At 59.0% G+C, this 22738-nt stretch carries 22 protein-coding genes; 13 read left to right on the top strand and 9 right to left on the bottom strand.

Annotated elements, in window-relative coordinates:
- Positions 1 to 80 precede the first annotated feature (80 nt).
- Positions 81 to 404 (top strand): ferredoxin FdxA, encoded by a 324-nt coding sequence (gene fdxA, locus ACM530_RS03905; protein ID WP_003208688.1) that lies wholly within the window; start codon positions 81 to 83, stop codon positions 402 to 404.
- 498 nt (positions 405 to 902) lie between these two features.
- On the opposite strand, the gene apbC is transcribed toward fdxA, so the two are convergent.
- Positions 903 to 1997: an iron-sulfur cluster carrier protein ApbC gene (apbC, locus tag ACM530_RS03910; RefSeq protein ID WP_416364298.1), complete on the bottom strand. Its 1095-nt coding sequence runs from the start codon at positions 1995 to 1997 to the stop codon at positions 903 to 905.
- A 172-nt stretch (positions 1998 to 2169) separates the two neighbouring features.
- On the opposite strand from apbC, the gene metG reads away from it, so the two are divergent.
- From metG to ACM530_RS03930, 4 genes are all read left to right on the top strand, one after another.
- Positions 2170 to 4221: a methionine--tRNA ligase gene (gene metG, locus ACM530_RS03915; RefSeq protein WP_145161581.1), complete on the top strand. Its 2052-nt coding sequence runs from the start codon at positions 2170 to 2172 to the stop codon at positions 4219 to 4221.
- A gap of 234 nt (positions 4222 to 4455) precedes the next feature.
- Positions 4456 to 5619: an electron transport complex subunit RsxB gene (gene rsxB, locus ACM530_RS03920; RefSeq protein WP_416364299.1), complete on the top strand. Its 1164-nt coding sequence runs from the start codon at positions 4456 to 4458 to the stop codon at positions 5617 to 5619.
- A 98-nt stretch (positions 5620 to 5717) separates the two neighbouring features.
- Positions 5718 to 6356, top strand: coding sequence for an endonuclease III (gene nth / locus ACM530_RS03925; protein WP_106577263.1), 639 nt, complete (start codon positions 5718 to 5720; stop codon positions 6354 to 6356).
- 107 nt (positions 6357 to 6463) lie between these two features.
- Positions 6464 to 6646, top strand: coding sequence for a PA3496 family putative envelope integrity protein (locus ACM530_RS03930; protein WP_145161575.1), 183 nt, complete (start codon positions 6464 to 6466; stop codon positions 6644 to 6646).
- 69 nt (positions 6647 to 6715) lie between these two features.
- Here the strand turns inward: ACM530_RS03930 and ACM530_RS03935 are convergent, their stop codons facing one another.
- The 4 genes from ACM530_RS03935 to ACM530_RS03950 form a co-directional block, all read right to left on the bottom strand.
- Positions 6716 to 7348, bottom strand: coding sequence for a response regulator transcription factor (locus ACM530_RS03935; RefSeq protein ID WP_106577265.1), 633 nt, complete (start codon positions 7346 to 7348; stop codon positions 6716 to 6718).
- Positions 7341 to 7694: a hypothetical protein gene (locus tag ACM530_RS03940; RefSeq protein ID WP_369300864.1), complete on the bottom strand. Its 354-nt coding sequence runs from the start codon at positions 7692 to 7694 to the stop codon at positions 7341 to 7343. The genes ACM530_RS03935 and ACM530_RS03940 overlap by 8 nt, the downstream gene beginning before the upstream one ends.
- Before the next feature lie 286 nt (positions 7695 to 7980).
- A complete protein-coding gene (locus tag ACM530_RS03945; protein WP_017738284.1) occupies positions 7981 to 9198 on the bottom strand; it encodes an argininosuccinate synthase in 1218 nt (405 codons plus the stop codon).
- Positions 9199 to 9327: 129 nt separating this feature from the next.
- Positions 9328 to 10236, bottom strand: coding sequence for a flagellar protein MotY (locus tag ACM530_RS03950; RefSeq protein ID WP_242194407.1), 909 nt, complete (start codon positions 10234 to 10236; stop codon positions 9328 to 9330).
- 156 nt (positions 10237 to 10392) lie between these two features.
- Between ACM530_RS03950 and pyrC the strand changes: the two genes are divergently transcribed.
- Together pyrC and rnt are read left to right on the top strand one after the other, a co-directional pair.
- On the top strand, positions 10393 to 11439 hold the full coding sequence (pyrC, locus tag ACM530_RS03955) for a dihydroorotase (protein WP_242194408.1): 1047 nt from the start codon (positions 10393 to 10395) through the stop codon (positions 11437 to 11439).
- Positions 11436 to 12107 (top strand): ribonuclease T, encoded by a 672-nt coding sequence (gene rnt, locus ACM530_RS03960; RefSeq protein ID WP_017137041.1) that lies wholly within the window; start codon positions 11436 to 11438, stop codon positions 12105 to 12107. Before pyrC ends, rnt begins: the two co-directional genes overlap by 4 nt.
- Before the next feature lie 341 nt (positions 12108 to 12448).
- Here the strand turns inward: rnt and ACM530_RS03965 are convergent, their stop codons facing one another.
- Complete coding sequence (locus ACM530_RS03965) at positions 12449 to 13051, bottom strand: peroxiredoxin (protein ID WP_057724790.1); 603 nt, start codon at positions 13049 to 13051, stop codon at positions 12449 to 12451.
- A gap of 242 nt (positions 13052 to 13293) precedes the next feature.
- Between ACM530_RS03965 and ACM530_RS03970 the strand changes: the two genes are divergently transcribed.
- Both ACM530_RS03970 and bfr read left to right on the top strand, forming a co-directional pair.
- On the top strand, positions 13294 to 13512 hold the full coding sequence (locus ACM530_RS03970; protein WP_078047118.1) for a bacterioferritin-associated ferredoxin: 219 nt from the start codon (positions 13294 to 13296) through the stop codon (positions 13510 to 13512).
- A gap of 200 nt (positions 13513 to 13712) precedes the next feature.
- Entirely contained in the window at positions 13713 to 14183 is a 471-nt protein-coding gene (gene bfr, locus ACM530_RS03975) for a bacterioferritin (protein ID WP_106577268.1), read from the top strand.
- A gap of 102 nt (positions 14184 to 14285) precedes the next feature.
- Here the strand turns inward: bfr and grxD are convergent, their stop codons facing one another.
- Together grxD and ACM530_RS03985 are read right to left on the bottom strand one after the other, a co-directional pair.
- On the bottom strand, positions 14286 to 14624 hold the full coding sequence (gene grxD / locus ACM530_RS03980; protein WP_106577269.1) for a Grx4 family monothiol glutaredoxin: 339 nt from the start codon (positions 14622 to 14624) through the stop codon (positions 14286 to 14288).
- Positions 14625 to 14710: 86 nt separating this feature from the next.
- Complete coding sequence (locus ACM530_RS03985) at positions 14711 to 16819, bottom strand: molybdopterin oxidoreductase family protein (RefSeq protein WP_416364300.1); 2109 nt, start codon at positions 16817 to 16819, stop codon at positions 14711 to 14713.
- Positions 16820 to 17242: 423 nt separating this feature from the next.
- Here ACM530_RS03985 and argF point away from each other — a divergent pair, with 423 nt between their 5' ends.
- Positions 17243 to 18163: an ornithine carbamoyltransferase gene (gene argF / locus ACM530_RS03990; protein ID WP_416364301.1), complete on the top strand. Its 921-nt coding sequence runs from the start codon at positions 17243 to 17245 to the stop codon at positions 18161 to 18163.
- A complete protein-coding gene (locus tag ACM530_RS03995; protein WP_416364302.1) occupies positions 18160 to 19269 on the top strand; it encodes an ABC transporter ATP-binding protein in 1110 nt (369 codons plus the stop codon). The genes argF and ACM530_RS03995 overlap by 4 nt, the downstream gene beginning before the upstream one ends.
- A 147-nt stretch (positions 19270 to 19416) precedes the next feature.
- Here the strand turns inward: ACM530_RS03995 and ybaK are convergent, their stop codons facing one another.
- Positions 19417 to 19887 (bottom strand): Cys-tRNA(Pro) deacylase, encoded by a 471-nt coding sequence (gene ybaK / locus ACM530_RS04000; RefSeq protein ID WP_416364303.1) that lies wholly within the window; start codon positions 19885 to 19887, stop codon positions 19417 to 19419.
- Between the two features lie 327 nt (positions 19888 to 20214).
- Here ybaK and ACM530_RS04005 point away from each other — a divergent pair, with 327 nt between their 5' ends.
- Positions 20215 to 21069: an MIP/aquaporin family protein gene (locus ACM530_RS04005; RefSeq protein ID WP_416364304.1), complete on the top strand. Its 855-nt coding sequence runs from the start codon at positions 20215 to 20217 to the stop codon at positions 21067 to 21069.
- 80 nt (positions 21070 to 21149) lie between these two features.
- A complete protein-coding gene (gene glpK, locus ACM530_RS04010) occupies positions 21150 to 22655 on the top strand; it encodes a glycerol kinase GlpK (RefSeq protein ID WP_145161552.1) in 1506 nt (501 codons plus the stop codon).
- Positions 22656 to 22738: the final 83 nt, after the last annotated feature.

The raw sequence follows: 22738 nt of genomic DNA on the forward strand, positions 1-22738 counted from the left end.
GCCTGCAGACTATCGCTCCCGAACCTCGCGAGCCCCACCACAAGGGGTTTCGCTGCCGCCGCCTGAGGAGAGAATTAGAAATGACCTTCGTCGTTACCGACAACTGCATCAAGTGCAAGTACACCGACTGCGTCGAAGTGTGTCCGGTGGACTGCTTCTACGAAGGCCCGAACTTCCTGGTTATCCATCCGGATGAGTGCATCGACTGCGCCCTGTGTGAACCAGAATGCCCGGCCGTCGCTATTTTCTCCGAGGACGAAGTCCCGGCAGAGATGCAGGAATTCATTCAGTTGAACGTCGAATTGGCGGAAATCTGGCCGAATATCACCGAACGCAAGGATCCGATGCCGGATGCCGCGGAGTGGGATGGCAAAAAGGGCAAGATTGCAGACCTCGAGCGCTGAAGCGCCGTCGCCCAATAAAAAAGGCCCCTTGCGGGCCTTTTTGCGTTTCTGCGGGGCGGGTTTTACTTTTCTACAGGCAAAAAAAAGGGGCGGTATGACCCGCCCACATTTTTTCCCTAGTCCCTGTATTCCTTTTTCATCATCCTGATGAATCGCATCCTGCGACGTTCCTTCAACCATCGTTCCTTGATGGCTGTGTCAATCCGTGGACACAGGGCTGATGTTAGAGAGTTCCAAGGGAAGTTCAACGGGATCCAACGGTTGGGCTGAAGAGCTTCATCGCTAAAACGACAATAAATAATTGTTATATTTCAACAAGATAGAAAAGTCTCTCGCCATTTCCAGATGTCCACGTCCGGTAAAAAACCCAAAAACTTACGAAAAAGTAAGTGAATGCTTACACGCGCCAATGCGTAAAAGCGCAACAGCGCCCGGTTGACCTTCCTGCGGACAAGAAAAAGCCCCGACACTGTCGAGGCTTCTTTTCCTTCAGGCTGATCAGTCGTCGCTGACCGTAATCGTCGGTATTGCCGGCGCAGCCGCTTCCTGCAGGACGATGCGCGCGCCTACATGACGGGCCAACTCCTGGTAGATCATAGCGATCTGCCCATCGGGCTCAGCCGCCACGGTAGGCTTGCCGCCATCAGCCTGCTCACGAATCTCCATCGCCAGCGGCAATGAAGCCAGCACTTCAACGCCGTATTGCGTGGCCAGCTTCTCGCCGCCGCCTTCGCCAAACAGGTGCTCGGCATGCCCGCAATTGGAGCAGATGTGCACCGCCATGTTTTCCACGACGCCCAGCACCGGGATGTTGACCTTGCGGAACATCTCGACGCCTTTTCTCGCATCCAGCAGCGCCAGATCCTGGGGCGTGGTCACGATCACCGAGCCGGCCACCGGGACTTTCTGCGCCAGGGTCAGCTGAATGTCGCCGGTGCCTGGCGGCATGTCGATCACCAGGTAATCCAGGTCGCCCCAGGCGGTCTGGGTGACCAACTGCAGCAAGGCGCCGGACACCATCGGCCCGCGCCACACCATCGGCGTGTTGTCATCGGTGAGGAAGGCCATGGACATGACCTCGACGCCCATCGATTCAATCGGCACGAACCACTTCTGATCCTTGACCTTGGGCCGGATGCCTTCGGCGATACCGAACATCACGCCTTGGCTTGGGCCATAAATGTCGGCGTCAAGAATGCCAACGCGGGCTCCCTCGCGGGCCAGCGCCAGGGCGAGGTTGGCGGCCGTGGTGGATTTGCCCACGCCGCCCTTGCCGGATGCCACGGCGACCACGTTCTTGACGTTGGCCAAACCCGGAATCTGCGCCTGGGCCTTGTGCGCGGCGATCACGCACTGGATGTCGACCTTGGCCGAACGCACACCGTCGAGACCCTCGATGGCCATTTGCAGCATCTGCGCCCAACCGCTCTTGAACAGGCCGGCGGCATAACCCAACTCCATCTGGACCGAAACCTGGTCGCCCTGCACGTCGATGGCGCGTACACAGCCGGCGCTGACCGGGTCCTGGTTCAAATAGGGGTCGGTGTATTGGCGAAGAACGGCTTCCACCGCTGCGCGATTGACGGCGCTCATGGGCTACTCCCGAAAAAAGACTGACTGAAACAGGCGGCTATCCTAACCGTTCCAGCCGCCAAGCGGCATGCTTTCGCGCCCCGGGAAGATTCAGAAACAGCGCCACGGGGTGAAATATATTTCCCGGCGCTTTATAGTGGCCGACCTCCGTTTCATCAAGTAGCCGAGCCCCATGTCCGAGCCACGCAAGATCCTCGTCACCAGCGCCCTGCCCTATGCCAATGGTTCTATCCATCTTGGCCATATGCTTGAGTACATCCAGACCGATATGTGGGTGCGCTTCCAGAAGCATCGCGGCAATCAATGCATTTATGTCTGCGCAGACGACGCCCACGGATCGGCCATCATGTTGCGCGCCGAAAAGGAAGGGATCACCCCGGAACAACTGATCGCCAATGTGCAGGCTGAACACAGCGCCGACTTTGCCGAGTTCCTGGTTGACTTCGACAATTTCCACTCGACCCACTCCGACGAAAACCGCGAGCTGTCGAGCCTGATCTACACGCGCTTGCGCGACGCCGGGCACATTGCCACGCGTTCGATCACGCAATATTTCGACCCGGAAAAGAAAATGTTCCTGGCCGACCGCTTCATCAAGGGCACCTGCCCGAAATGCGGCACTGAAGACCAGTACGGCGACAACTGCGAGAAGTGCGGTGCCACTTATGCACCGACTGACCTGAAGAACCCGCGCTCGGCCATCTCTGGCGCCATTCCGGTGCTCAAGGATTCCCAGCACTTCTTCTTCAAGCTCCCGGACTTCCAGCAGATGCTGCAAACCTGGACGCGCAGCGGCACCCTGCAAGACGCCGTGGCCAACAAGATCGCCGAATGGCTGGATGCCGGCCTGCAGCAGTGGGACATCTCCCGCGATGCGCCGTACTTCGGCTTCGAGATTCCGGACGAGCCGGGCAAGTATTTCTACGTGTGGCTGGACGCGCCGATCGGTTACATGGCCAGCTTCAAGAACCTGTGCGACCGCACGCCGGAGCTGGACTTCGATGCGTTCTGGGCCAAGGATTCCACCGCCGAGCTGTATCACTTCATCGGCAAGGACATCGTCAACTTCCACGCCCTGTTCTGGCCGGCGATGCTTGAAGGGTCGGGCTACCGCAAACCAACCGGCATCGCCGTGCACGGTTACCTGACGGTCAACGGCCAGAAGATGTCCAAGTCCCGTGGCACCTTTATCAAGGCGCGCACTTACCTGGACCACTTGTCGCCGGAATACCTGCGCTACTACTACGCCTCCAAGCTGGGCCGTGGCGTCGACGACCTCGACCTGAACCTGGAAGACTTCGTACAGAAGGTCAACTCTGACCTGGTGGGCAAAGTCGTCAACATCGCCAGCCGTTGCGCCGGGTTTATCCATAAGGGTAATGGCGGTTTGTTGGTGGCCGAGAACGCCGCACCGGAACTGACTGAGGCCTTCCTGGCCGCCGCGCCAAGCATTGCCGACGCCTATGAAGCGCGTGACTTTGCCCGCGCCATGCGTGAAATCATGGGCCTGGCCGACCGTGCCAATGCCTGGATCGCCGATAAGGCGCCGTGGTCGCTGAACAAGCAGGAAGGCAAGCAAGCTGAAGTTCAGGCGATCTGCGCCACGGGCGTCAACCTGTTCCGCCAGCTGGTGATCTTCCTCAAGCCGGTGTTGCCATTGCTGGCCGCTGACGCCGAGGCGTTCCTGAATGTCGCGCCACTGACCTGGAATGACCACGCCACCTTGCTCAGCAACCATCAGTTGAACGAGTTCAAGCCGCTGATGACCCGTATCGACCCCGTCAAGGTGCAGGCGATGACCGATGCTTCGAAAGAAGACCTGGTCGCCAGCCAGACCGACACCGGCGAATCGGCACCGGCCGGCAATGGCGAGTTGGCCAAAGACCCGCTCTCCCCGGAAATCGACTTCGACGCTTTTGCCGCCGTCGACCTGCGCGTTGCGCTGATCATCAAGGCCGAAGCCGTGGAAGGTGCCGACAAGCTGCTGCGCCTGACCCTGGACATCGGTGATGAGCAACGCAACGTGTTCTCCGGGATCAAAAGCGCTTACCCGGACCCGTCCAAGCTCGATGGTCGCCTGACCATGATGATTGCCAACCTCAAGCCACGGAAAATGAAGTTCGGTATTTCCGAAGGCATGGTGATGGCGGCGGGCCCTGGCGGTGAAGAGATCTACCTGTTGAGCCCTGATAGCGGTGCCAAACCGGGGCAACGGATCAAGTAAAACGATGTGGCGCGCAGCCTTGTTGTGGCAAGCGGGCTTGCCCCGCGTTGGGGCGCGTAGCGGCCCCTAAACCAAACACCCGGTTCTACCTGTGGAAACCCGGTGGCCTTGGTGGGGCCGCTTCGCAGCCCAACGCGGGGCAAGCCCGCTCGCCACAAAAAAGCCGACACCCACAACCAGCGGGCTCACCCCTACACGCCCTGTTTGTCTAACCGGCATGCCAATGATCACCCCATGACTTTGATCCAACGTATCGACGCGCTGCTGCCGCAGACCCAATGCGGCAAATGCGGGCACCCGGGCTGCAAGCCTTACGCCGAGGGCATCGCTCAGGGCGAGGCAATCAACAAGTGCCCGCCCGGTGGGCAGGAAACCATCGCCGGCCTTGCGCAGTTGCTGCGCGTGCAGGTGCTGGAACTGGACACCAGCCGAGGCGAGGCTCCCGCCCAGGTCGCTTATATTCGCGAGGCCGAGTGCATCGGCTGCACCAAATGCATCCAGGCTTGCCCGGTGGATGCGATTGTCGGCGCCGCCAAGTTGATGCACACCGTGATCATTGATGAGTGCACAGGGTGCGACCTGTGTGTGGCGCCCTGCCCTGTCGATTGCATTGAGATGCGTCCAGCCACGAGCGTGCTGCCGATTGTTGGCGGCCTGGCTGCCAATGATCAGCAGCGCCATGCGCGTGCCCTCAAGCGCGACCGGGCGCGGCGGCGCTATGAGCAACGCAACGCGCGGCTGCAACGTAAGGATGCACATAAACTCGCCGAACGCCTGGCGCGAGCCAAACGTCCGACGCCGAGTGTGCCTGTGCACACCGACAGTGCTCAGGCAGCCCAGGATGCAGCGGTCAAGAAAGCCAAAATCACCGTGGCGATGAGTCGCGCCCAGTTGCATAAATCCTTGAAGGCATTTGGTCATCCGCCGACGTTTGAGCAACAGTCGCAACTGATAGTCCTGCAGCAGCAGTTCGAAGCAGCAGAGCAGGCGCTCAGCGCACTGGAGGCGAACAGTCCGCCTCCACCGCCGACCGCCAAAGACCCTGAACTCAAGCGCGCGAAAATCCAGCTGGCGATGCACCGCGCCGAATTGAAGAAGGCCCAGGACCGTAATGCTGACGAGCAGCAATTGGCAACCTTGAGTGCCGCGCTGGCCACCGCAGAGCAAACCCTGCATGACGCAGAGGCCGTCAGTGAACAGCCAAGACCTGAGTTGCAGCGTGTGGAAAAACGCCCCATCGACACTCAACTGCGCCAGCTTAAAACTGCCTTGGCTTACGCGCGCGCAGACGTCAGCAGGTTACAACGCCAACCGCATACCACCGCGGATGAGCTGAAAGCCGCACAACACACGCTGGAGCAAGCGCAGCGCCAAGTGGACGCGCATACCGGCGATTGATCCGCGACAGGCGCTGCCGGGCAAGGTGGCGATGGTTTATCCTGCAACGCCTGCACTTTTGAAACTACGACGACAGCCTGCAAGGAAACACCCGCCCCATGAACGCCGCAAAACGCCTGGAAATTTTCCGCAGGTTTCACGAAGACAATCCTGAGCCCAAAACCGAACTGGCCTACTCGTCGCCATTCGAGTTGCTGATTGCGGTGATTCTGTCGGCCCAATCCACGGACGTTGGCGTGAACAAGGCCACAGCCAAGCTGTACCCGGTGGCCAATACGCCGGAGGCTATTTACGCACTGGGTGTGGACGGGTTGTCGGAGTACATCAAGACCATCGGCTTGTACAACAGCAAGGCCAAGAATGTCATCGAGACCTGCCGCCTGCTCGTCGAGCTGCATGGCAGCGAAGTGCCGCAGACTCGCGAAGCCCTGGAAGCGCTGCCGGGCGTGGGTCGCAAGACGGCCAACGTGGTGCTCAACACGGCGTTCCGACAACTGACCATGGCGGTGGACACGCATATTTTTCGCGTCAGCAACCGAACCGGTATCGCTCGCGGCAAAAACGTCGTTGAGGTGGAAAAACAGCTGATGAAGTTCGTGCCCAAGCCCTACCTTCTCGATTCCCACCACTGGTTGATCCTTCATGGACGTTACGTCTGCCAGGCCCGCAAGCCTCGCTGCGGGAGCTGCCGTATCGAAGACCTGTGCGAATACAAGGACAAGACGTCCGACGATTGAGCGATCATTGGTTTTCTCGATCAGTCGATTGAAAAAATCTTTTTTACCCGTTCATGGATTATCGTTATAAGGAGCGCCAATGGCAGTCTTAGCCTGGAGTGAACCTTATGAGCACTGGCAAAGAACAACTGGATGTAGAAGACGACCTTGTTGCAGAGTCGGATGACGATGGGGACGCACCTGTTGTAGAGGTGGCCAAGACCAATTTGAGCAAACGCCGCACTATCGATAACCTTCTGGAAGAGCGACGCTTGCAAAAACAACTGGCCGATTACGATTTCGACCTCTGATCAGCCCGTTCACGACCGGAAGCCTCCCTGATGGAGGCTTTTTTTTGCCGACTATTTCTGCGCCCCGCGCTAGACTAGGCCGTTGCGTTGAGCCAACTCGATCAGGTCCACCAGGGACCGGGCATTGAGCTTGAGCAACAGGCGAGTCTTGTAGGTACTGACGGTCTTGTTGCTCAGGAACATGCCGTCGGCGATTTCCTTGTTGGTTTTGCCACGGGCCAACTGCTGCAGCACCATCATTTCGCGCCCCGACAAGCGCTCGACCATGTCCGCTTCGCTGGCGTTGCCCATGGTTGAACGCACGGAGTTGAGCGCCTGGTTGGGGAAATAGCTGTAGCCGGAGAGCACGGCCTTTATCGCGCTCAGCAACTCGGTCAGGTCCTGCTGCTTGCACACGTAGCCCGCCGCTCCCGCCTGCATGCAGCGCATGGAAAAATGCCCGGGCGCCTGGGACGTCAGCACCAACACCTTGAAAGGCGCGGGCTGCTTGGCAGACGCCAGACGGCAAATAACTTCCAGCCCATCGAGTTTGGGAATCCCGATATCCAGTATGACAATGTCCGGTACATGTTCCCGTGCAAGTTGCAACGCATCGACACCGTTATCAGTCTCGGCAACGACTTCATAACCATGACGCTCCATTAGCATGCGCACAGCAAGACGAATGACGGGATGATCATCCACGATCAGCACTTTATTCATGAGAAAGTCCAATTTCGCTGTTCGAATTATTTAGAGCAAGCACAATAGCGTAGTCGTTTCCTAGTTGGCATAGCATTACCCCCCAAGCAACAGCAAGCAGAGACCCACCCCACAGCGATATAGGAATTAACCTACAAAAAAACATTAACTCGGACAGTTTGGGCTTTATGGAGCCTTTCAGACCTTTCCGGGGGCTGACATGTTTTGAGTGAAATAACCGCCGCACAAGGGCTTCAAGGTAAACGTGCCGCACAGGACTTTCAGGAAATACCCATTGCTCATCACCCACAAGCGAATGAGCAGACGCAAAAAAACCGCCTGCATTAGTTCCTTTGAACATATTCATTTACACCCCCTGTTTCCTACAGAACTTTCCGCGTCTTACATACTTTTCTTACTTGTGTAGTGAATTTTCTGTAAGACATAGTTCCTAGGCAGGTGTTAAAAATTCATTCAACAACGCAAAAGTTAAATTCAACCTGAAAAAATAAACCCATCAACTTTCATATCCGACAAAACTTAAACATTCCCCTGTGTTTTTAAACATTGTGTTCGGTTCAAGGCTCGCGACTTAATGGGCAGGCAAAAAAAATGGCCCCTTAACAGGGGCCATTTTTAACAGCGCAGATCACTCAGAACAGCTTGCGACCCTTGTTGGCAGCAATGCGCATGCGCAGTGCGTTCAACTTGATGAAGCCCGCAGCATCCGCCTGGTTGTAGGCGCCGCCGTCTTCTTCGAAGGTAGCAATGTTGGCGTCGAACAGCGATTCATCGGACTTGCGGCCGGTGACGATCACATTGCCCTTGTACAGCTTCAGGCGCACAACGCCATTCACGTGGGCCTGGGAGGCGTCGATCATCTGTTGCAGCATCAGACGCTCAGGGCTCCACCAGTAGCCGGTGTAGATCAGGCTGGCGTACTTGGGCATCAGCTCGTCTTTGAGGTGAGCCACTTCACGGTCCAGGGTGATGGACTCGATGGCGCGGTGAGCGCGCAGCATGATGGTGCCGCCTGGGGTTTCGTAGCAGCCACGGGACTTCATGCCCACGTAACGGTTCTCGACGATGTCGAGACGGCCGATACCGTGTTCGCCACCGATACGGTTCAGGGTCGCCAGCACGGTGGCCGGGGTCATTTCGACGCCGTCCAGCGCGACGATGTCGCCGTTGCGGTAGGTCAGTTCCAGGTATTGCGGCTTGTCAGGAGCGTTCTCCGGGGAGACGGTCCATTTCCACATGTCTTCTTCGTGCTCGGTCCAGGTGTCTTCCAGCACGCCGCCTTCATAGGAGATGTGCAGCAGGTTGGCGTCCATCGAGTACGGGGACTTCTTCTTGCCATGACGCTCGATCGGGATCGCGTGCTTTTCAGCGTAATCCATCAGCTTTTCACGGGACAAAAGGTCCCACTCACGCCACGGAGCAATCACTTTCACGCCTGGTTTGAGCGCGTAGGCGCCCAGTTCGAAGCGCACCTGATCGTTGCCCTTGCCGGTCGCGCCATGGGAAATGGCGTCGGCGCCGGTTTCGTTGGCAATTTCGATCAGGCGTTTGGCGATCAGCGGACGTGCGATGGAAGTACCCAGCAGGTACTCGCCTTCGTAGACAGTGTTGGCGCGAAACATCGGGAAGACGAAATCGCGGACGAATTCTTCGCGCAGGTCGTCAATGTAGATCTCTTTCACGCCCATGGCTTGCGCCTTGGCACGTGCAGGTTCGACCTCTTCGCCCTGACCCAGGTCAGCGGTGAAGGTCACCACTTCACAGTTATAAGTATCCTGCAGCCACTTGAGGATCACCGAAGTGTCCAGGCCGCCGGAATACGCGAGAACGACCTTGTTTACGTCGGCCATGCCATCACTCCACGGGGTTGTACGGAAAGGCGTCGATTCTACCGACCAAAACCGTGAATTTACAGAGGCGCGACAGCAAATGAAGATAAAGCGACAGATTATGTCGAACGGGCGACCAAGGGTCGCACCTTAAGACGTGTGTGCCGGGTTGCTCGGTGCAGTGGCCTGCGGCGCCGGTTTCTCGGGGGCTGCCACGCGTTCCAGCTGGATATTCACGCGGCGATTGCGCGCCCGGTTGGCGGCATTGGTGTTGGGCGCCAGTGGGTAGCTTTCACCGTGAAAACGCATGGTGATCTGTGATTCGGGGATGCCATTGGCCTTGAAGTAGTCTGTGACTGCCAGGGCTCGACGGCGCGAGACGTCACGGTTGGTCAGGCGATTGCCGCTGTTGTCCGAATGGCCATTCAACTCGATATGGTTGACGGTAGGGTCGGCTTTCATGAACGCCAGAATCACGTCCAGCTTCTTCTTCGCGGCCGCGTCCAGTTCAATACCGCCACCGGGGAAGCCGACTTCGGTCTGTTTGACTTGGTCGTAATTCATCGGCAACAGCTTGGTGGTGCACAGTTGGTAGTCGTTGTAGGCCTTGTTGAACTTGACCGGCAACAGACGAATTTCCGAGTAGCCGCCCTCGCGCCCGTAATGCCGCACGGTCGGGCTACGCCCTTCCAGCAAACCGGTGAACAGCCGCCCGGCCTGGGCCTGGGAGCTGTTGAACAATACGTCGCCACTGCCGACACGCACGGCACCAAGGTTGATGTCACCACGGCCCGGCTGCCAGGGCGCAGCGGCGGCCAACAAGGTCGCCGAGCCCGCACCCAGCGCGCCGTTGTAGGCTTTCAGGCGAAACGTCGCTTGCTCGCCGGCCCGGCGCACGAACTCACCCGAGCCGAAATCGGTGATCGGTTGGGTGAGTCGGCACTCGAACTGATCGCCTTCCACCTTCCACTCAATATTCTCCAGACGTGTCTGGAACGTGAGGGCCATCGCAGGCAGGCTGGCGAACACACTGAGCAGGGCTAGATAATGCTGGCGCACGGGAGGCTCCACTGGTTTCTACAACACTTCAAAGCGTCATACGTCGTTAAGGCATACCCAGGGATATCGGTAGCGTCCTGCAAAACTTGATAGCGAGTGCCTGCAAGAGTCTTTTCCGGTAGCATTCCCACCAGATTGACCCGCCTGGAATCCCCAATGTCCGACCGCCTGACCCTGCTGCGTCCCGACGACTGGCATATTCATCTTCGCGATGGTGCTGCGTTACCCCAAACTGTGGCCGATGTAGCGCGCACGTTTGGCCGCGCCATCATCATGCCTAACCTGGTACCTCCGGTGCGTAATGCCGCTGAAGCCGACGCCTATCGCCAGCGCATCCTCGCTGCACGGCCGGCCGGCAGCCGCTTCGAACCGCTGATGGTGCTTTACCTCACTGACCGTACCCAGCCTGACGAAATTCGCGCCGCCAAAGCGACTGGTTTCGTGCACGCCGCCAAGCTGTACCCGGCCGGCGCGACCACCAACTCCGACTCCGGCGTGACCAGTATCGACAAGATCCTGCCGGCCATCGAAGCCATGGCTGAGGTCGGTATGCCGCTGCTGATTCACGGTGAAGTCACCCGTGGCGATGTCGACGTGTTTGATCGCGAAAAGATCTTCATCGACGAGCATATGCGCCGTGTGGTCGAGCTGTTCCCGACGCTGAAAGTGGTGTTTGAACACATCACCACCGCCGACGCCGTGCAGTTTGTGACCGAGGCTTCGGCCAATGTCGGTGCGACCATCACCGCGCATCACCTGCTCTACAACCGCAACCACATGCTGGTGGGCGGGATTCGGCCGCACTTCTATTGCCTGCCGATCCTCAAGCGCAACACTCACCAAGTGGCCTTGCTGGACGCCGCCACCAGCGGCAGCCCGAAGTTCTTCCTCGGCACCGACTCCGCGCCGCATGCCCAACACGCCAAAGAAGCCGCGTGTGGCTGCGCCGGTTGCTACACCGCGTATGCGGCGATCGAGCTGTACGCCGAAGCGTTCGAACAGCGCAATGCCCTGGACAAACTTGAAGGCTTCGCCAGCCTCAATGGCCCGCGTTTCTACGGCCTGCCGGCGAATACCGACCGCATTACCCTGGTTCGTGAAGACTGGACCGCCCCTGTCAGCCTGCCGTTTGGCGAGCTGACTGTTATCCCGCTGCGCGCCGGTGAAACACTGCGCTGGCGCCTGCTGGAGGAAAGCAAGTGAGTGAAGACCATTACGATGACGAACACGAGCACAGTGGTGGCGGTTCCCGTCACCCGATGGCCGAGCGGTTTCGCGGCTATCTGCCGGTGGTCATCGACGTAGAAACCGGCGGCTTCAACTGCGCTACCGACGCCTTGCTGGAAATTGCCGCGACCACCATCGGCATGGATGAGCAGGGTTTCGTGTTTCCGGAGCACACCCACTTCTTTCGTGTCGAGCCGTTCGAAGGCGCGAACATTGAAGCAGCCGCTTTGGAGTTCACCGGCATCAAGCTCGACCACCCGTTGCGCATGGCGGTGAGTGAAGAAGCGGCGCTGACCGATATCTTCCGTGGTGTGCGCAAGGCGTTGAAGGCCAATGGCTGCAAACGCGCGATCCTGGTCGGCCACAACAGCAGCTTCGACTTGGGCTTCCTGAATGCTGCCGTGACGCGGTTGGACATGAAGCGCAACCCGTTTCACCCGTTCTCCAGCTTCGACACTGCTACCCTCGCGGGCCTGGCGTATGGCCAGACTGTACTGGCGAAAGCCTGTCAGGCAGCCGGTATCGACTTTGACGGGCGTGAAGCCCACTCGGCTCGCTACGACACCGAGAAGACGGCCGAGCTGTTCTGCGGCATCGTCAACCGCTGGAAGCAGATGGGCGGCTGGGAAGACTTCAACGACTGAGGTTTGCCCGAGCGCTGTTGTGGCGAGCTGGCTCGTCGTGGCGAGCCGGCTTACTGTGGCGAGCGGGCTCGCCCCGCGTTGGGCTGCGCAGCGGCCCCAGAACCAGGCAACGCGGTTCGCCAGATGAATCGCGGCGGTCTAATTGGGGCTGCTTCGCAGCCCAACGCGGGGCAAGCCCGCTCGCCACGACAAGCCTGCTCGCTACAACATACTCACTCACCACAACATACCCACTCGCCACAACAGCCCTCCAGCCACTGAACACCAGTGGCCACAGGGTCATTTCCCGCGCATAAAAAAACCGGCCTTCTCAGGCCGGTTTTTTTTGCTTCGAACGTGGCTTACAGCTTGCCGGCGTTCTCGGTCAGGTAAGCCGCAACACCTTCGGTGGAAGCGGTCATGCCTTTGTCGCCTTTTTTCCAGTTGGCAGGGCAAACTTCGCCGTGCTCTTCGTGGAATTGCAGCGCGTCGACCAGACGGATCAGTTCTTCCATGTTACGGCCCAGCGGCAGGTCGTTGATGATCTGCGAGCGCACAACACCCTTGTCGTCGATCAGGAACGCGCCACGGAAAGCCACGCCGCCTTCGGATTCAACGTCGTAGGCCTTGGCGATGTCGTGCTTCATGTCGGCAGCCATGGTGTATTTGACTTTGCCGATGCCGCCATCATTGATGGCGGTGTTGCGCCAGGCGTTGTGAGTGAAATGGGAGTCGATGGAAACGGCTACCACTTCAACGTTGCGCGCCTTGAAATCGTCCATGCGGTGGTCCAGAGCGATCAGCTCCGACGGGCAGACGAAGGTGAAGTCCAGCGGGTAGAAGAACACCAGGCCGTATTTGCCTTTGATGGCTTCAGACAGTTTGAAGCTGTCTACGATTTCGCCATTGCCGAGGACGGCAGGTACGTCGAAATCCGGGGCTTGTTTGCCGACGAGTACGCTCATTGGTTATCTCCTGATGCAGGGGTGACGATTGAAGTAAAAGGACCGGCCCAGTCTGACGCGCATAAGCGACAGCCCTGTGACGCGGTCACGCTTCGTGAAGACCGACCATCATACACTGAAAAAACCGTTCGTCAGTGGGTAGCCAGGCCAGGGCAATACCCTATGAAACTACTTTGACAATCATTCTCGTTAACATTAAGATCCATCGTACTTAAGCCTTAAACCCGCGATGGTTCTCCCTTATGTATGTCTGCCTCTGCACTGGCGTCACCGACGGACAAATCCGCGAAGCAATCTACGAAGGTTGCTGCAGCTACAAGGAAGTACGTGAAACCACCGGCGTTGCCAGCCAGTGCGGTAAATGTGCTTGCCTCGCCAAGCAAGTGGTACGGGAAACCCTGACGCAGCTGCAAACCGCTCAGTCGGCGCTGCCCTACTCAGCAGAATTTACACACGCTTAAATAGCGTGTTTTGAAGAACCGGACTTAGTGTCCGGTTTTTTTATGCCCGTAATTCAATTAGTTAGCGTCAAGACGCGGAACACAAACATTCTTATTCCGATTAATTTTCATTTATTATTCAATAACTTAGGTTTGACACTAGGGATTTCGCCGCTCAAACTCCGCCTTATATACAGCTATTACAGGGCAGGACCCCAGTCATGAAAGGCGACATCTCAGTCATCCAGCAACTCAATAAAATCCTTGCCAATGAACTGGTCGCGATTAATCAGTACTTTCTGCATGCACGCATGTATGACGATTGGGGCCTGGAAAAGCTCGGCAAGCGTGAATACAAAGAATCCATCAAGGCCATGAAAGACGCGGACGCGCTGATCAAGCGCATCCTGTTCCTGGAAGGCCTGCCGAACGTGCAGGACCTGGGCAAGCTGAACATCGGCGAGCACACCCAGGAAATGATCATCAGCGACTTGAAGTTCGAACAGAAAAGCCACAGCGACCTCAAGGCCGCCATTGCACACTGCGAAACCAAGGGCGACTTCGGCAGCCGTGAACTGCTCGAAGACATTCTGGAAGACCAGGAAGAACATATCGACTGGCTGGAAACCCAGCTGGGCCTGATCGACAAAGTCAGCCTGGAAAACTACCTGCAATCGCAGATGGGTGAATAACCCGTAGCCAACAGGCCATAAAAAAGCCCCGCTCTCTTTCGAGAAGCGGGGCTTTTTATTGACTAACGCATTGCAGACGCCGGCTCGCCGGCGCCTGCAGGATTACGCGTCAGTCTTGGCGGCGGCGTTTGCCGCGGCTTCTTTGATCAGCGCTTGCAGCGAACCATCCGCAGCCATCTCAGTGATGATGTCGCTGCCGCCGACCAGCTCACCGGCTACCCACAGTTGTGGGAACGTTGGCCAGTTGGCGTACTTCGGCAGGTTGGCGCGGATTTCAGGGTTTTGCAGGATATCCACGTAGGCGAATTTCTCGCCGCATTGCATGATGGCCTGGGAAGCCTTCGCGGAGAAACCGCACTGAGGAGCGTTTGGCGCGCCCTTCATGTAAAGCAGAATGGTGTTGTTGGCAATCTGCTCTTTGATCGTTTCGATGATATCCATGGAACACCTCGGCTGGAACTTTGCGACTCACAGGTCGGCACGGTGGCGCATTGTAACGCAAAATTCCAGCCCGGTGGTCGGGCGCCTCAGGCAGCCGCTACCTGCACCGGCACACCGTTGAGCGCGGCGTTGCCGGATAACTCGTCCAACTGCCGCTCGTCGGTGAGGTCATTCGCACTCGCCCCCGGCTGCCCGCTGGCGATGCTCATCTGCACGCCTGGGCGTCCATGCCCCCAGCCATGGGGCAAGCTGACCACGCCGGGCATCATGTCCAGGCTGGCCACCACTTCCACTTCGATCATGCCGATGCGCGAACTGACGCGCACCCGCTGACCATCGCGCAATTGCCGACTGGCCAAGTCATCAGGGTGCATATGCAACTGGTGCCGAGGCTTGCCCTTCACCAGACGGTGATAGTTATGCATCCACGAGTTATTGCTGCGCACATGACGACGGCCAATCAGCAGGAGTTCGTCCACCACCGGCACAGGGTGCGCCGCGAACCGCACCAAATCAGCAAGGATCACCGCCGGCGCCGCCTGCACCTGGCCGTTGGCAGTCTTCAAGCGCGTGGCGAGATTGGGCTTGAGCGGCCCCAGATCCACGCCGTGCGGATGGTCCGCCAGCATCGACACCGATAGTTTGTGATCAGAGGCGTCACCGTAAGCCCCGGCACGCAAACCAAAGTCAATCATCTGCGCCGGCGCCATGGTCGGTTTGAGCGCCACGCCTGTCTGCGCCGCAAAGGCCTTGGCCAGGCCGACAAAGATTTCCCAGTCGTGCAGCGCGCCTGCAGGCTTGGGCAGGATCGCGCGATTGAACCGAGTGACGTTGCGCACGGCGAACATATTGAAGGTGGTGTCGTAGTGATCGTTTTCCAGCGCCGACGTGGACGGCAGGATCAGGTCGGCGTATCGCGTGGTCTCGTTGATATAGAGGTCGATGCTGACCATAAACTCAAGTCCGTCCAGCGCCTGCTCCAACTGGCGACCGTTTGGCGTCGACAACACCGGGTTGCCGGCCACGGTCACCAAGGCGCGGATCTGACCTTCGCCTTCGGTGAGCATTTCTTCCGCCAAGGCGGACACCGGCAACTCACCGCCATATTCCGGGCGTCCGGACACGCGACTCTGCCATCGATTGAAATGCCCGCCACCGGTTGACGCCACCAGGTCCACGGCCGGCGAGGTGCACAAGGCGCCGCCGACACGGTCCAGATTGCCGGTCACCAGATTGATCAATTGCACCAGCCAATGGCACAGCGTACCGAAGGCCTGGGTGGACACGCCCATGCGCCCGTAACACACCGCCTTGTCCGCTGCGGCAAAGTCCCGCGCCAGCTGGCGGATCTGTTCGGCAGGCACTGCGCATTGGCGGCTCATGGCTTCAGCGGTGAACCCGGCAATCGCGCGGCGCACGTCTTCAAGGCCTTCGACCGGCAAGTGGCTTTCACGCGTCAGGTTCTCGGTAAACAAGGTGTTGAGTAAGCCGAACAACAGCGCCGCATCGCCTCCAGGGCGCACGAACAGATGCTGATCGGCGATCGCCGCCGTCTCGCTGCGGCGTGGATCAACCACCACCACACTGCCGCCCCGCGCCTGGATGGCCTTGAGGCGCTTCTCTACGTCAGGCACGGTCATGATGCTGCCGTTGGACGCCAGCGGGTTGCCGCCCAGGATCAGCATGAAATCGGTGTGATCGATATCCGGAATCGGCAGCAGCAGGCCGTGGCCGTACATGAGATGACTGGTGAGGTGATGTGGCAGCTGGTCCACCGAGGTCGCGGAAAACCGATTGCGCGTCTTGAGCTGCCCAAGGAAGTAGTTGCTGTGGGTCATCAACCCATAGTTGTGCACGCTGGGGTTGCCCTGATACACCGCCACTGCATTCTGCCCGTGCCGGGCCTGGATGCCCGCCAGGCGCTCAGCGACCAGCGTGAACGCCTCGTCCCATGGGATCGGCCGCCATTCGCTGCCCACACGTAACATGGGCTGGTGCAGGCGGTCCGGGTCGTTCTGGATGTCCTGCAACGCCACGGCCTTGGGGCAGATGTGCCCACGGCTGAAGGTGTCCAGCGGGTCACCCTTGATCGAGGTGATCGCCAGGCTGCCGTCGTCGGCCTGGGTGGTTTCCAGGGTCAGGCCGCAGATGGCTTCACACAGATGGCAGGCACGGTGGTGGAGAGTCTTGGTCATGGCCAGTCTCTTTATTGGGCTTTGGCCCAACTATGGCCCCTCACCTGAGCGCGCACCAGTAAGGTTCGCCCCGTGAATCGAGAGGCATCAGGCCAGACCATGAGCAAATGTTTCAAAACCTTGCGAAGAGCCACCGAAACCGACTCAGCCTGGCCTGCGCCCGCTCCCACGCATTGCAAAAGGTCTCAGCGCCAGTGTACAAATGGCCCGCTGCTGTCAGGAATCAGTCTTCAAAAGCGCTTCAGCGCCCTTCTTGAACACCCTTAAAAACCGTAGCCCTATTGGTAAGACGCGACATTTAATTATAAGATCGCGCCTTCCCCCATTTCGTCGCCCCGTGCGGCTTTCGCCGCAGGTCTCGCCCGTTGTCACAATAAACAAGGCTTTGAGTATCTGCGGTCTGTTGCAAAAAGGTAGTTAATGATGAGCGCAAGGCACTTTCTCTCCCTGATGGATTGCACGCCCGATGAGCTGGTCAGCGTGATCCGTCGAGGCATTGAGCTTAAAGACCTGCGTAACCGCGGCGTATTGTTTGAGCCTTTGAAAAACCGTGTGCTCGGGATGATTTTCGAGAAGTCGTCGACCCGCACCCGCGTGTCGTTCGAAGCCGGCATGATCCAGCTGGGTGGCCAAGCCATCTTTCTGTCTTCGCGCGATACCCAACTGGGCCGCGGCGAGCCGATTGCCGACGCTGCCCGCGTAATGTCGCGCATGCTTGATGCGGTGATGATCCGTACCTTCGCGCACAGCACCGTGACCGAATTTTCCGCCAACTCCCGGGTGCCGGTGATCAACGGCCTGTCCGATGACCTGCACCCCTGCCAGTTGCTGGCCGACATGCAAACCTTCCTTGAGCACCGCGGTTCGATCCAGGGCAAGACCGTGGCCTGGATCGGCGACGGCAACAACATGTGCAACAGCTATATAGAAGCGGCGATCCAGTTCGACTTCCAGCTGCGTGTTGCCTGCCCGGAAGGCTACGAGCCTGATGCACGTTTCCTGGCTCAAGCCGGCGACCGTGTCACCGTCGTGCGCGACCCGCGTGACGCGGTGATCGGCGCGCACCTGGTGAGCACCGACGTGTGGACCTCCATGGGCCAGGAAGAGGAAACCGCCAAGCGCCTGGCCCTGTTCGCACCGTACCAAGTGACCCGCGCCCTGCTCGACCTGGCCGCACCGGACGTGCTGTTCATGCACTGCCTGCCCGCCCACCGTGGCGAAGAAATCAGCCTTGACCTGCTCGACGATGAGCGTTCGGTCGCGTGGGACCAGGCCGAAAACCGCTTGCACGCCCAGAAAGCGTTGCTTGAATTTCTTGTCCCGCCGTCGTACCACCACGCATGAGCCAGCCATTACTGCTGAACCTGCGCAATCTGGCATGCGGCTATCAAGACCAACGCGTGGTGCAGAACCTCAACCTGCACCTCAATGCCGGCGACATCGGCTGCCTGCTCGGCTCATCCGGTTGCGGCAAAACCACGACCTTGCGCGCGATTGCCGGGTTTGAACCGGTGCACGAAGGTGAAATCAGCCTGGCCGGCGACGTGATCTCCAATGCCGGCTTCACCCTCGCGCCGGAGAAACGCCGGATCGGCATGGTGTTCCAGGACTACGCACTGTTCCCGCACTTGAGCGTGGCCGACAACATCGCCTTCGGTATTCGCAAACACCCACAAAAAGACCGCGTGGTTGCCGAGTTGCTCGAACTGGTCAACCTGAAGAACCTGGGCAAGCGTTTTCCCCACGAGCTTTCCGGCGGTCAGCAACAACGCGTCGCCCTCGCCCGCGCCCTGGCGCCGGAGCCGCAACTGTTGCTGCTCGATGAGCCGTTCTCCAACCTCGACGGCGAACTGCGGCGCAAGCTCAGCCACGAGGTGCGCGACATTCTCAAGGCGCGCGGCACCAGTGCGATTCTGGTCACCCATGATCAGGAAGAAGCCTTCGCCGTGAGCGATCAGGTCGGCGTGTTCAAAGAAGGCCGCCTTGAGCAGTGGGACACGCCCTACAACCTCTATCACGAACCGCAGACGCCCTATGTCGCGAGCTTTATCGGCCAGGGTTATTTCATCCGTGGCCAGTTGAGTTCGCCGGAATCGGTCAGCACCGAACTCGGCGACCTGCGCGGTAACCGTGCCTACACGTGGCCCACGGGCGGCGCGGTGGATGTATTGCTGCGCCCGGATGACATCGTTTATGCACCGGACAGCGCGTTGAAAGCGCGGATTGTCGGCAAGACGTTCCTTGGTGCCTCGACCTTGTACCGCCTGCAATTGCCGACCGGTGCACAGTTGGAGTCGATTTTCCCAAGCCATGCGGATCATCAAGTGGGTGCGGATGTAGGGATTCGTGTGGCGGCTGAACATCTGGTGTTGTTCCAGGCGTCAGGCAGCGTTGCGGCGCAGGTTGCGCAGTCCGAATCCGGAGTAAGGCGTTACAGCCCCGTTAACTGACGAAACTGACTCAACAGGTAGAAGCTGGCTTCTGTGGGAGCTGGCTTGCCTGCGATAGCATCACCTCGGTCTGACTGAAAGACCGAGGCGCTTGCATCGCGGGCAAGCCCGACGCCCACAGTGGCGTCTGCTCTTCAACAGTGAAATTCAGACCCGGCCAATCGGCGCAAATGTGGCCTGGGTATGCTCAGCCAACACCGTCGCCGGCAGTTCAACTTCCAATCCCCGCCTCCCGGCACTGACAAAAATCGTTGCGAACGGCTGCGCCGTCACGTCGATAAATGTGCGCAAACGCTTTTTCTGTCCCAACGGGCTGATGCCGCCCAACAGGTAACCGGTGGAGCGTTGCGCCGCTGCAGGGTCGGCCATTTCGACCTTTTTCACCCCGGCCGCATGGGCGAGCGCCTTTAAATCCAGACTTCCGACGACCGGCACCACCGCCACCAACAATTCCCCTTTCTCACTGCTGGCCAGCAAGGTCTTGAACACCTGCGCGGGGTCGAGCCCCAACTTTTCCGCAGCCTCCAGCCCATAGGAGGCTGCCTTGGGATCATGTTCGTAACTGTGGATATGATGTTCGGCACGAACTTTTTTCAACAGGTCCAGTGCGGGGGTCATGGCTACTCCGGGCGTGGAAAACAGAGGGCCAATTCTAGGCCAAGCCTGAGCAAAACGCTCTAGTGCGCCACTCCCGCGAGTCGTACTGGTAGACGCAAGCGTGATCATTCATCAGACCAATAGTTCGAAAATGACCAATGGTTCACTTTCGACCTTTGACAGCCGTCATTCTTGTCTATATTTTTTCGTTTCCGAATACTGTAGGAATAGCACCTGCGGTACTCCAGCAATAAGCCATGGCCTGGATGGGGATCCTCGCCACGGTGAAAATCGCGCAACAGCCCGTTGAGGCCGCGCGCCAAACAAGAACAACAATCGAGGTTTGCCATGACAACTGCTCTTCAACAGCCTTCACTTTCGAGCCAATGCATGGCCGAATTCCTGGGGACTGCGCTTCTGATCTTCTTCGGTACAGGATGTGTCGCTGCGCTCAAGGTCGCGGGTGCCAGCTTTGGGTTGTGGGAAATCAGTATCATCTGGGGGGTCGGCGTCAGCATGGCGATCTACCTGAGCGCCGGTATTTCCGGGGCTCACCTCAATCCGGCGGTGAGTATCGCCCTGTGCATTTTTGCCGATTTCGAAAAGCGCAAACTGCCCTTCTATATCCTCGCCCAGGTCGCCGGCGCCTTTTGCTCCGCCGCGCTGGTGTACACGCTGTACAGCAATCTCTTTTTCGATTACGAACAAACCCACCACATGGTTCGCGGCTCCCAGGCCAGCCTGGAGCTGGCGTCGGTGTTCTCCACCTACCCGCATGCCCTGCTGAGCACAGCCCAGGCATTTCTGGTGGAAATGGTCATCACCGCCATCCTGATGGGCGTGATCATGGCCCTTACCGACGACAACAACGGCTTGCCACGCGGCCCGTTGGCCCCGCTGCTGATCGGCCTGTTGATCGCCGTGATTGGCAGTGCCATGGGCCCACTGACCGGCTTTGCGATGAACCCGGCGCGGGATTTCGGGCCCAAGCTGATGACCTTTTTCGCCGGCTGGGGTGAAATCGCCTTTACCGGCGGCCGCGATATCCCTTACTTCCTGGTTCCGATTTTCGCGCCAATTGCCGGCGCCTGCCTCGGCGCTGCGGCCTATCGCGGGCTGATTGCCCGCCATCTGCCGAGCGCCGCACCTGCTATAGATGAAACACCTGACACGGCTGTCAACGGCAAGACGCGTATTTCCTGATAGCGCCAGCCTGGTCCCACTGCCCTTTTGCGGCCCAGGCTGATTCCTTACTCTCTTATTTTCCGTCCAAGGCAATCGACATGACCGACATTCAGAATAAGAACTACATCATTGCCCTTGATCAGGGCACCACCAGTTCACGGGCGATCATCTTTGACCGTGACGCCAACGTGGTCTGCACCGCCCAGCGCGAATTCACTCAGCATTACCCGCAAGCCGGCTGGGTCGAACATGACCCGATGGAAATTTTCGCCACCCAAAGCGCGGTGATGGTCGAGGCCCTGGCACAAGCCGGCCTGCACCATGACCAGGTCGCTGCCATCGGTATCACCAACCAGCGCGAAACCACCGTGGTCTGGGACAAGATCACCGGCCGCCCGATCTACAACGCGATCGTCTGGCAATGCCGGCGCAGCACCGAGATCTGCCAGCAGCTCAAGCGCGACGGCCACGAGCAATACATCAACGACACCACCGGCCTGGTCACCGACCCGTACTTCTCCGGCACCAAGCTCAAGTGGATCCTCGACAACGTCGAAGGCAGCCGTGAGCGTGCGCGCAATGGCGAGCTGCTGTTCGGCACCATCGACAGCTGGCTGATCTGGAAATTTACCGGCGGCAAAACCCACGTTACCGATTACACCAACGCCTCGCGCACCATGCTCTTCAACATCCACACCCTGGAGTGGGATGCGAAGATGCTGGAGATTCTCGACGTGCCGCGCGAAATGCTGCCGGAAGTGAAATCCTCGTCGGAAATCTACGGCCGCACCAAAAGCGGCATCGCCATCGGCGGCATCGCCGGTGACCAGCAAGCGGCCCTGTTCGGCCAGATGTGCGTAGAAGCGGGTCAGGCCAAGAACACCTACGGCACCGGCTGCTTCCTGCTGATGAACACCGGCGACAAAGCCGTCAAATCCCAACACGGCATGCTCACCACCATCGCCTGCGGCCCCCGCGGCGAAGTGGCCTACGCCCTGGAAGGCGCGGTATTCAACGGCGGTTCCACCGTACAGTGGCTGCGTGACGAGCTGAAAATCATCGCCGATGCTACCGACACCGAATACTTCGCCGGCAAGGTCAAAGACAGCAACGGCGTGTACCTGGTCCCGGCCTTCACCGGCCTGGGCGCTCCGTACTGGGACCCGTATGCGCGTGGCGCGCTGTTCGGCCTGACCCGTGGCGTACGGGTTGATCACATTATTCGTGCAGCCCTGGAGTCGATTGCCTACCAGACCCGCGACGTATTGGACGCCATGCAACAGGACTCCGGCGAACGCCTCAAAGCCCTGCGTGTGGACGGCGGCGCAGTCGCCAACAACTTCCTGATGCAGTTCCAGGCCGACATTCTCGGCACGCGGGTCGAGCGCCCGCAAATGCGTGAGACCACCGCCCTCGGCGCCGCTTACCTGGCCGGCCTGGCCTGTGGTTTCTGGGGCAGCCTGGACGAGTTGCGCGGCAAGGCCGTGATCGAGCGCGAGTTCGAACCCACGCTGGACGAAACCGCCAAAGAGAAACTCTACGCCGGCTGGCAGAAAGCGGTGAGCCGTACCCGCGATTGGGAACCGCACGAAGGCGCTGAATAAGCCAAGCGCCGGACCCACATAGGGTTGTAACTGGCGGGGAGCGGCGTGCTGCGTCATCATGGGCCACTTTTGTATGGCAGCCC

The organism is Pseudomonas sp. NFX183 (genome assembly GCF_047943075.1).
In the GTDB taxonomy this organism is placed as follows: domain Bacteria; phylum Pseudomonadota; class Gammaproteobacteria; order Pseudomonadales; family Pseudomonadaceae; genus Aquipseudomonas.

Bases quoted from the DNA above. Each gene is read 5' to 3' on its own strand.
- ACM530_RS03965 (WP_057724790.1), bottom strand. From the start codon at position 13,051: ATGAGCGTACTCGTCGGCAAACAAGCCCCGGATTTCGACGTACCTGCC.
- glpK (WP_145161552.1), top strand. From the start codon at position 21,150: ATGACCGACATTCAGAATAAGAACTACATCATTGCCCTTGATCAGGGC.
- ACM530_RS03935 (WP_106577265.1), bottom strand. From the start codon at position 7,348: ATGAATAAAGTGCTGATCGTGGATGATCATCCCGTCATTCGTCTTGCT.
- ACM530_RS03945 (WP_017738284.1), bottom strand. From the start codon at position 9,198: ATGGCCGACGTAAACAAGGTCGTTCTCGCGTATTCCGGCGGCCTGGAC.
- ACM530_RS04005 (WP_416364304.1), top strand. From the start codon at position 20,215: ATGACAACTGCTCTTCAACAGCCTTCACTTTCGAGCCAATGCATGGCC.
- ACM530_RS03930 (WP_145161575.1), top strand. From the start codon at position 6,464: ATGAGCACTGGCAAAGAACAACTGGATGTAGAAGACGACCTTGTTGCA.
- ACM530_RS03940 (WP_369300864.1), bottom strand. From the start codon at position 7,694: ATGAATATGTTCAAAGGAACTAATGCAGGCGGTTTTTTTGCGTCTGCT.
- pyrC (WP_242194408.1), top strand. From the start codon at position 10,393: ATGTCCGACCGCCTGACCCTGCTGCGTCCCGACGACTGGCATATTCAT.
- ybaK (WP_416364303.1), bottom strand. From the start codon at position 19,887: ATGACCCCCGCACTGGACCTGTTGAAAAAAGTTCGTGCCGAACATCAT.
- metG (WP_145161581.1), top strand. From the start codon at position 2,170: ATGTCCGAGCCACGCAAGATCCTCGTCACCAGCGCCCTGCCCTATGCC.
- ACM530_RS03970 (WP_078047118.1), top strand. From the start codon at position 13,294: ATGTATGTCTGCCTCTGCACTGGCGTCACCGACGGACAAATCCGCGAA.
- ACM530_RS03995 (WP_416364302.1), top strand. From the start codon at position 18,160: ATGAGCCAGCCATTACTGCTGAACCTGCGCAATCTGGCATGCGGCTAT.
- ACM530_RS03985 (WP_416364300.1), bottom strand. From the start codon at position 16,819: ATGACCAAGACTCTCCACCACCGTGCCTGCCATCTGTGTGAAGCCATC.
- fdxA (WP_003208688.1), top strand. From the start codon at position 81: ATGACCTTCGTCGTTACCGACAACTGCATCAAGTGCAAGTACACCGAC.
- rsxB (WP_416364299.1), top strand. From the start codon at position 4,456: ATGACTTTGATCCAACGTATCGACGCGCTGCTGCCGCAGACCCAATGC.
- nth (WP_106577263.1), top strand. From the start codon at position 5,718: ATGAACGCCGCAAAACGCCTGGAAATTTTCCGCAGGTTTCACGAAGAC.
- argF (WP_416364301.1), top strand. From the start codon at position 17,243: ATGAGCGCAAGGCACTTTCTCTCCCTGATGGATTGCACGCCCGATGAG.
- apbC (WP_416364298.1), bottom strand. From the start codon at position 1,997: ATGAGCGCCGTCAATCGCGCAGCGGTGGAAGCCGTTCTTCGCCAATAC.
- bfr (WP_106577268.1), top strand. From the start codon at position 13,713: ATGAAAGGCGACATCTCAGTCATCCAGCAACTCAATAAAATCCTTGCC.
- grxD (WP_106577269.1), bottom strand. From the start codon at position 14,624: ATGGATATCATCGAAACGATCAAAGAGCAGATTGCCAACAACACCATT.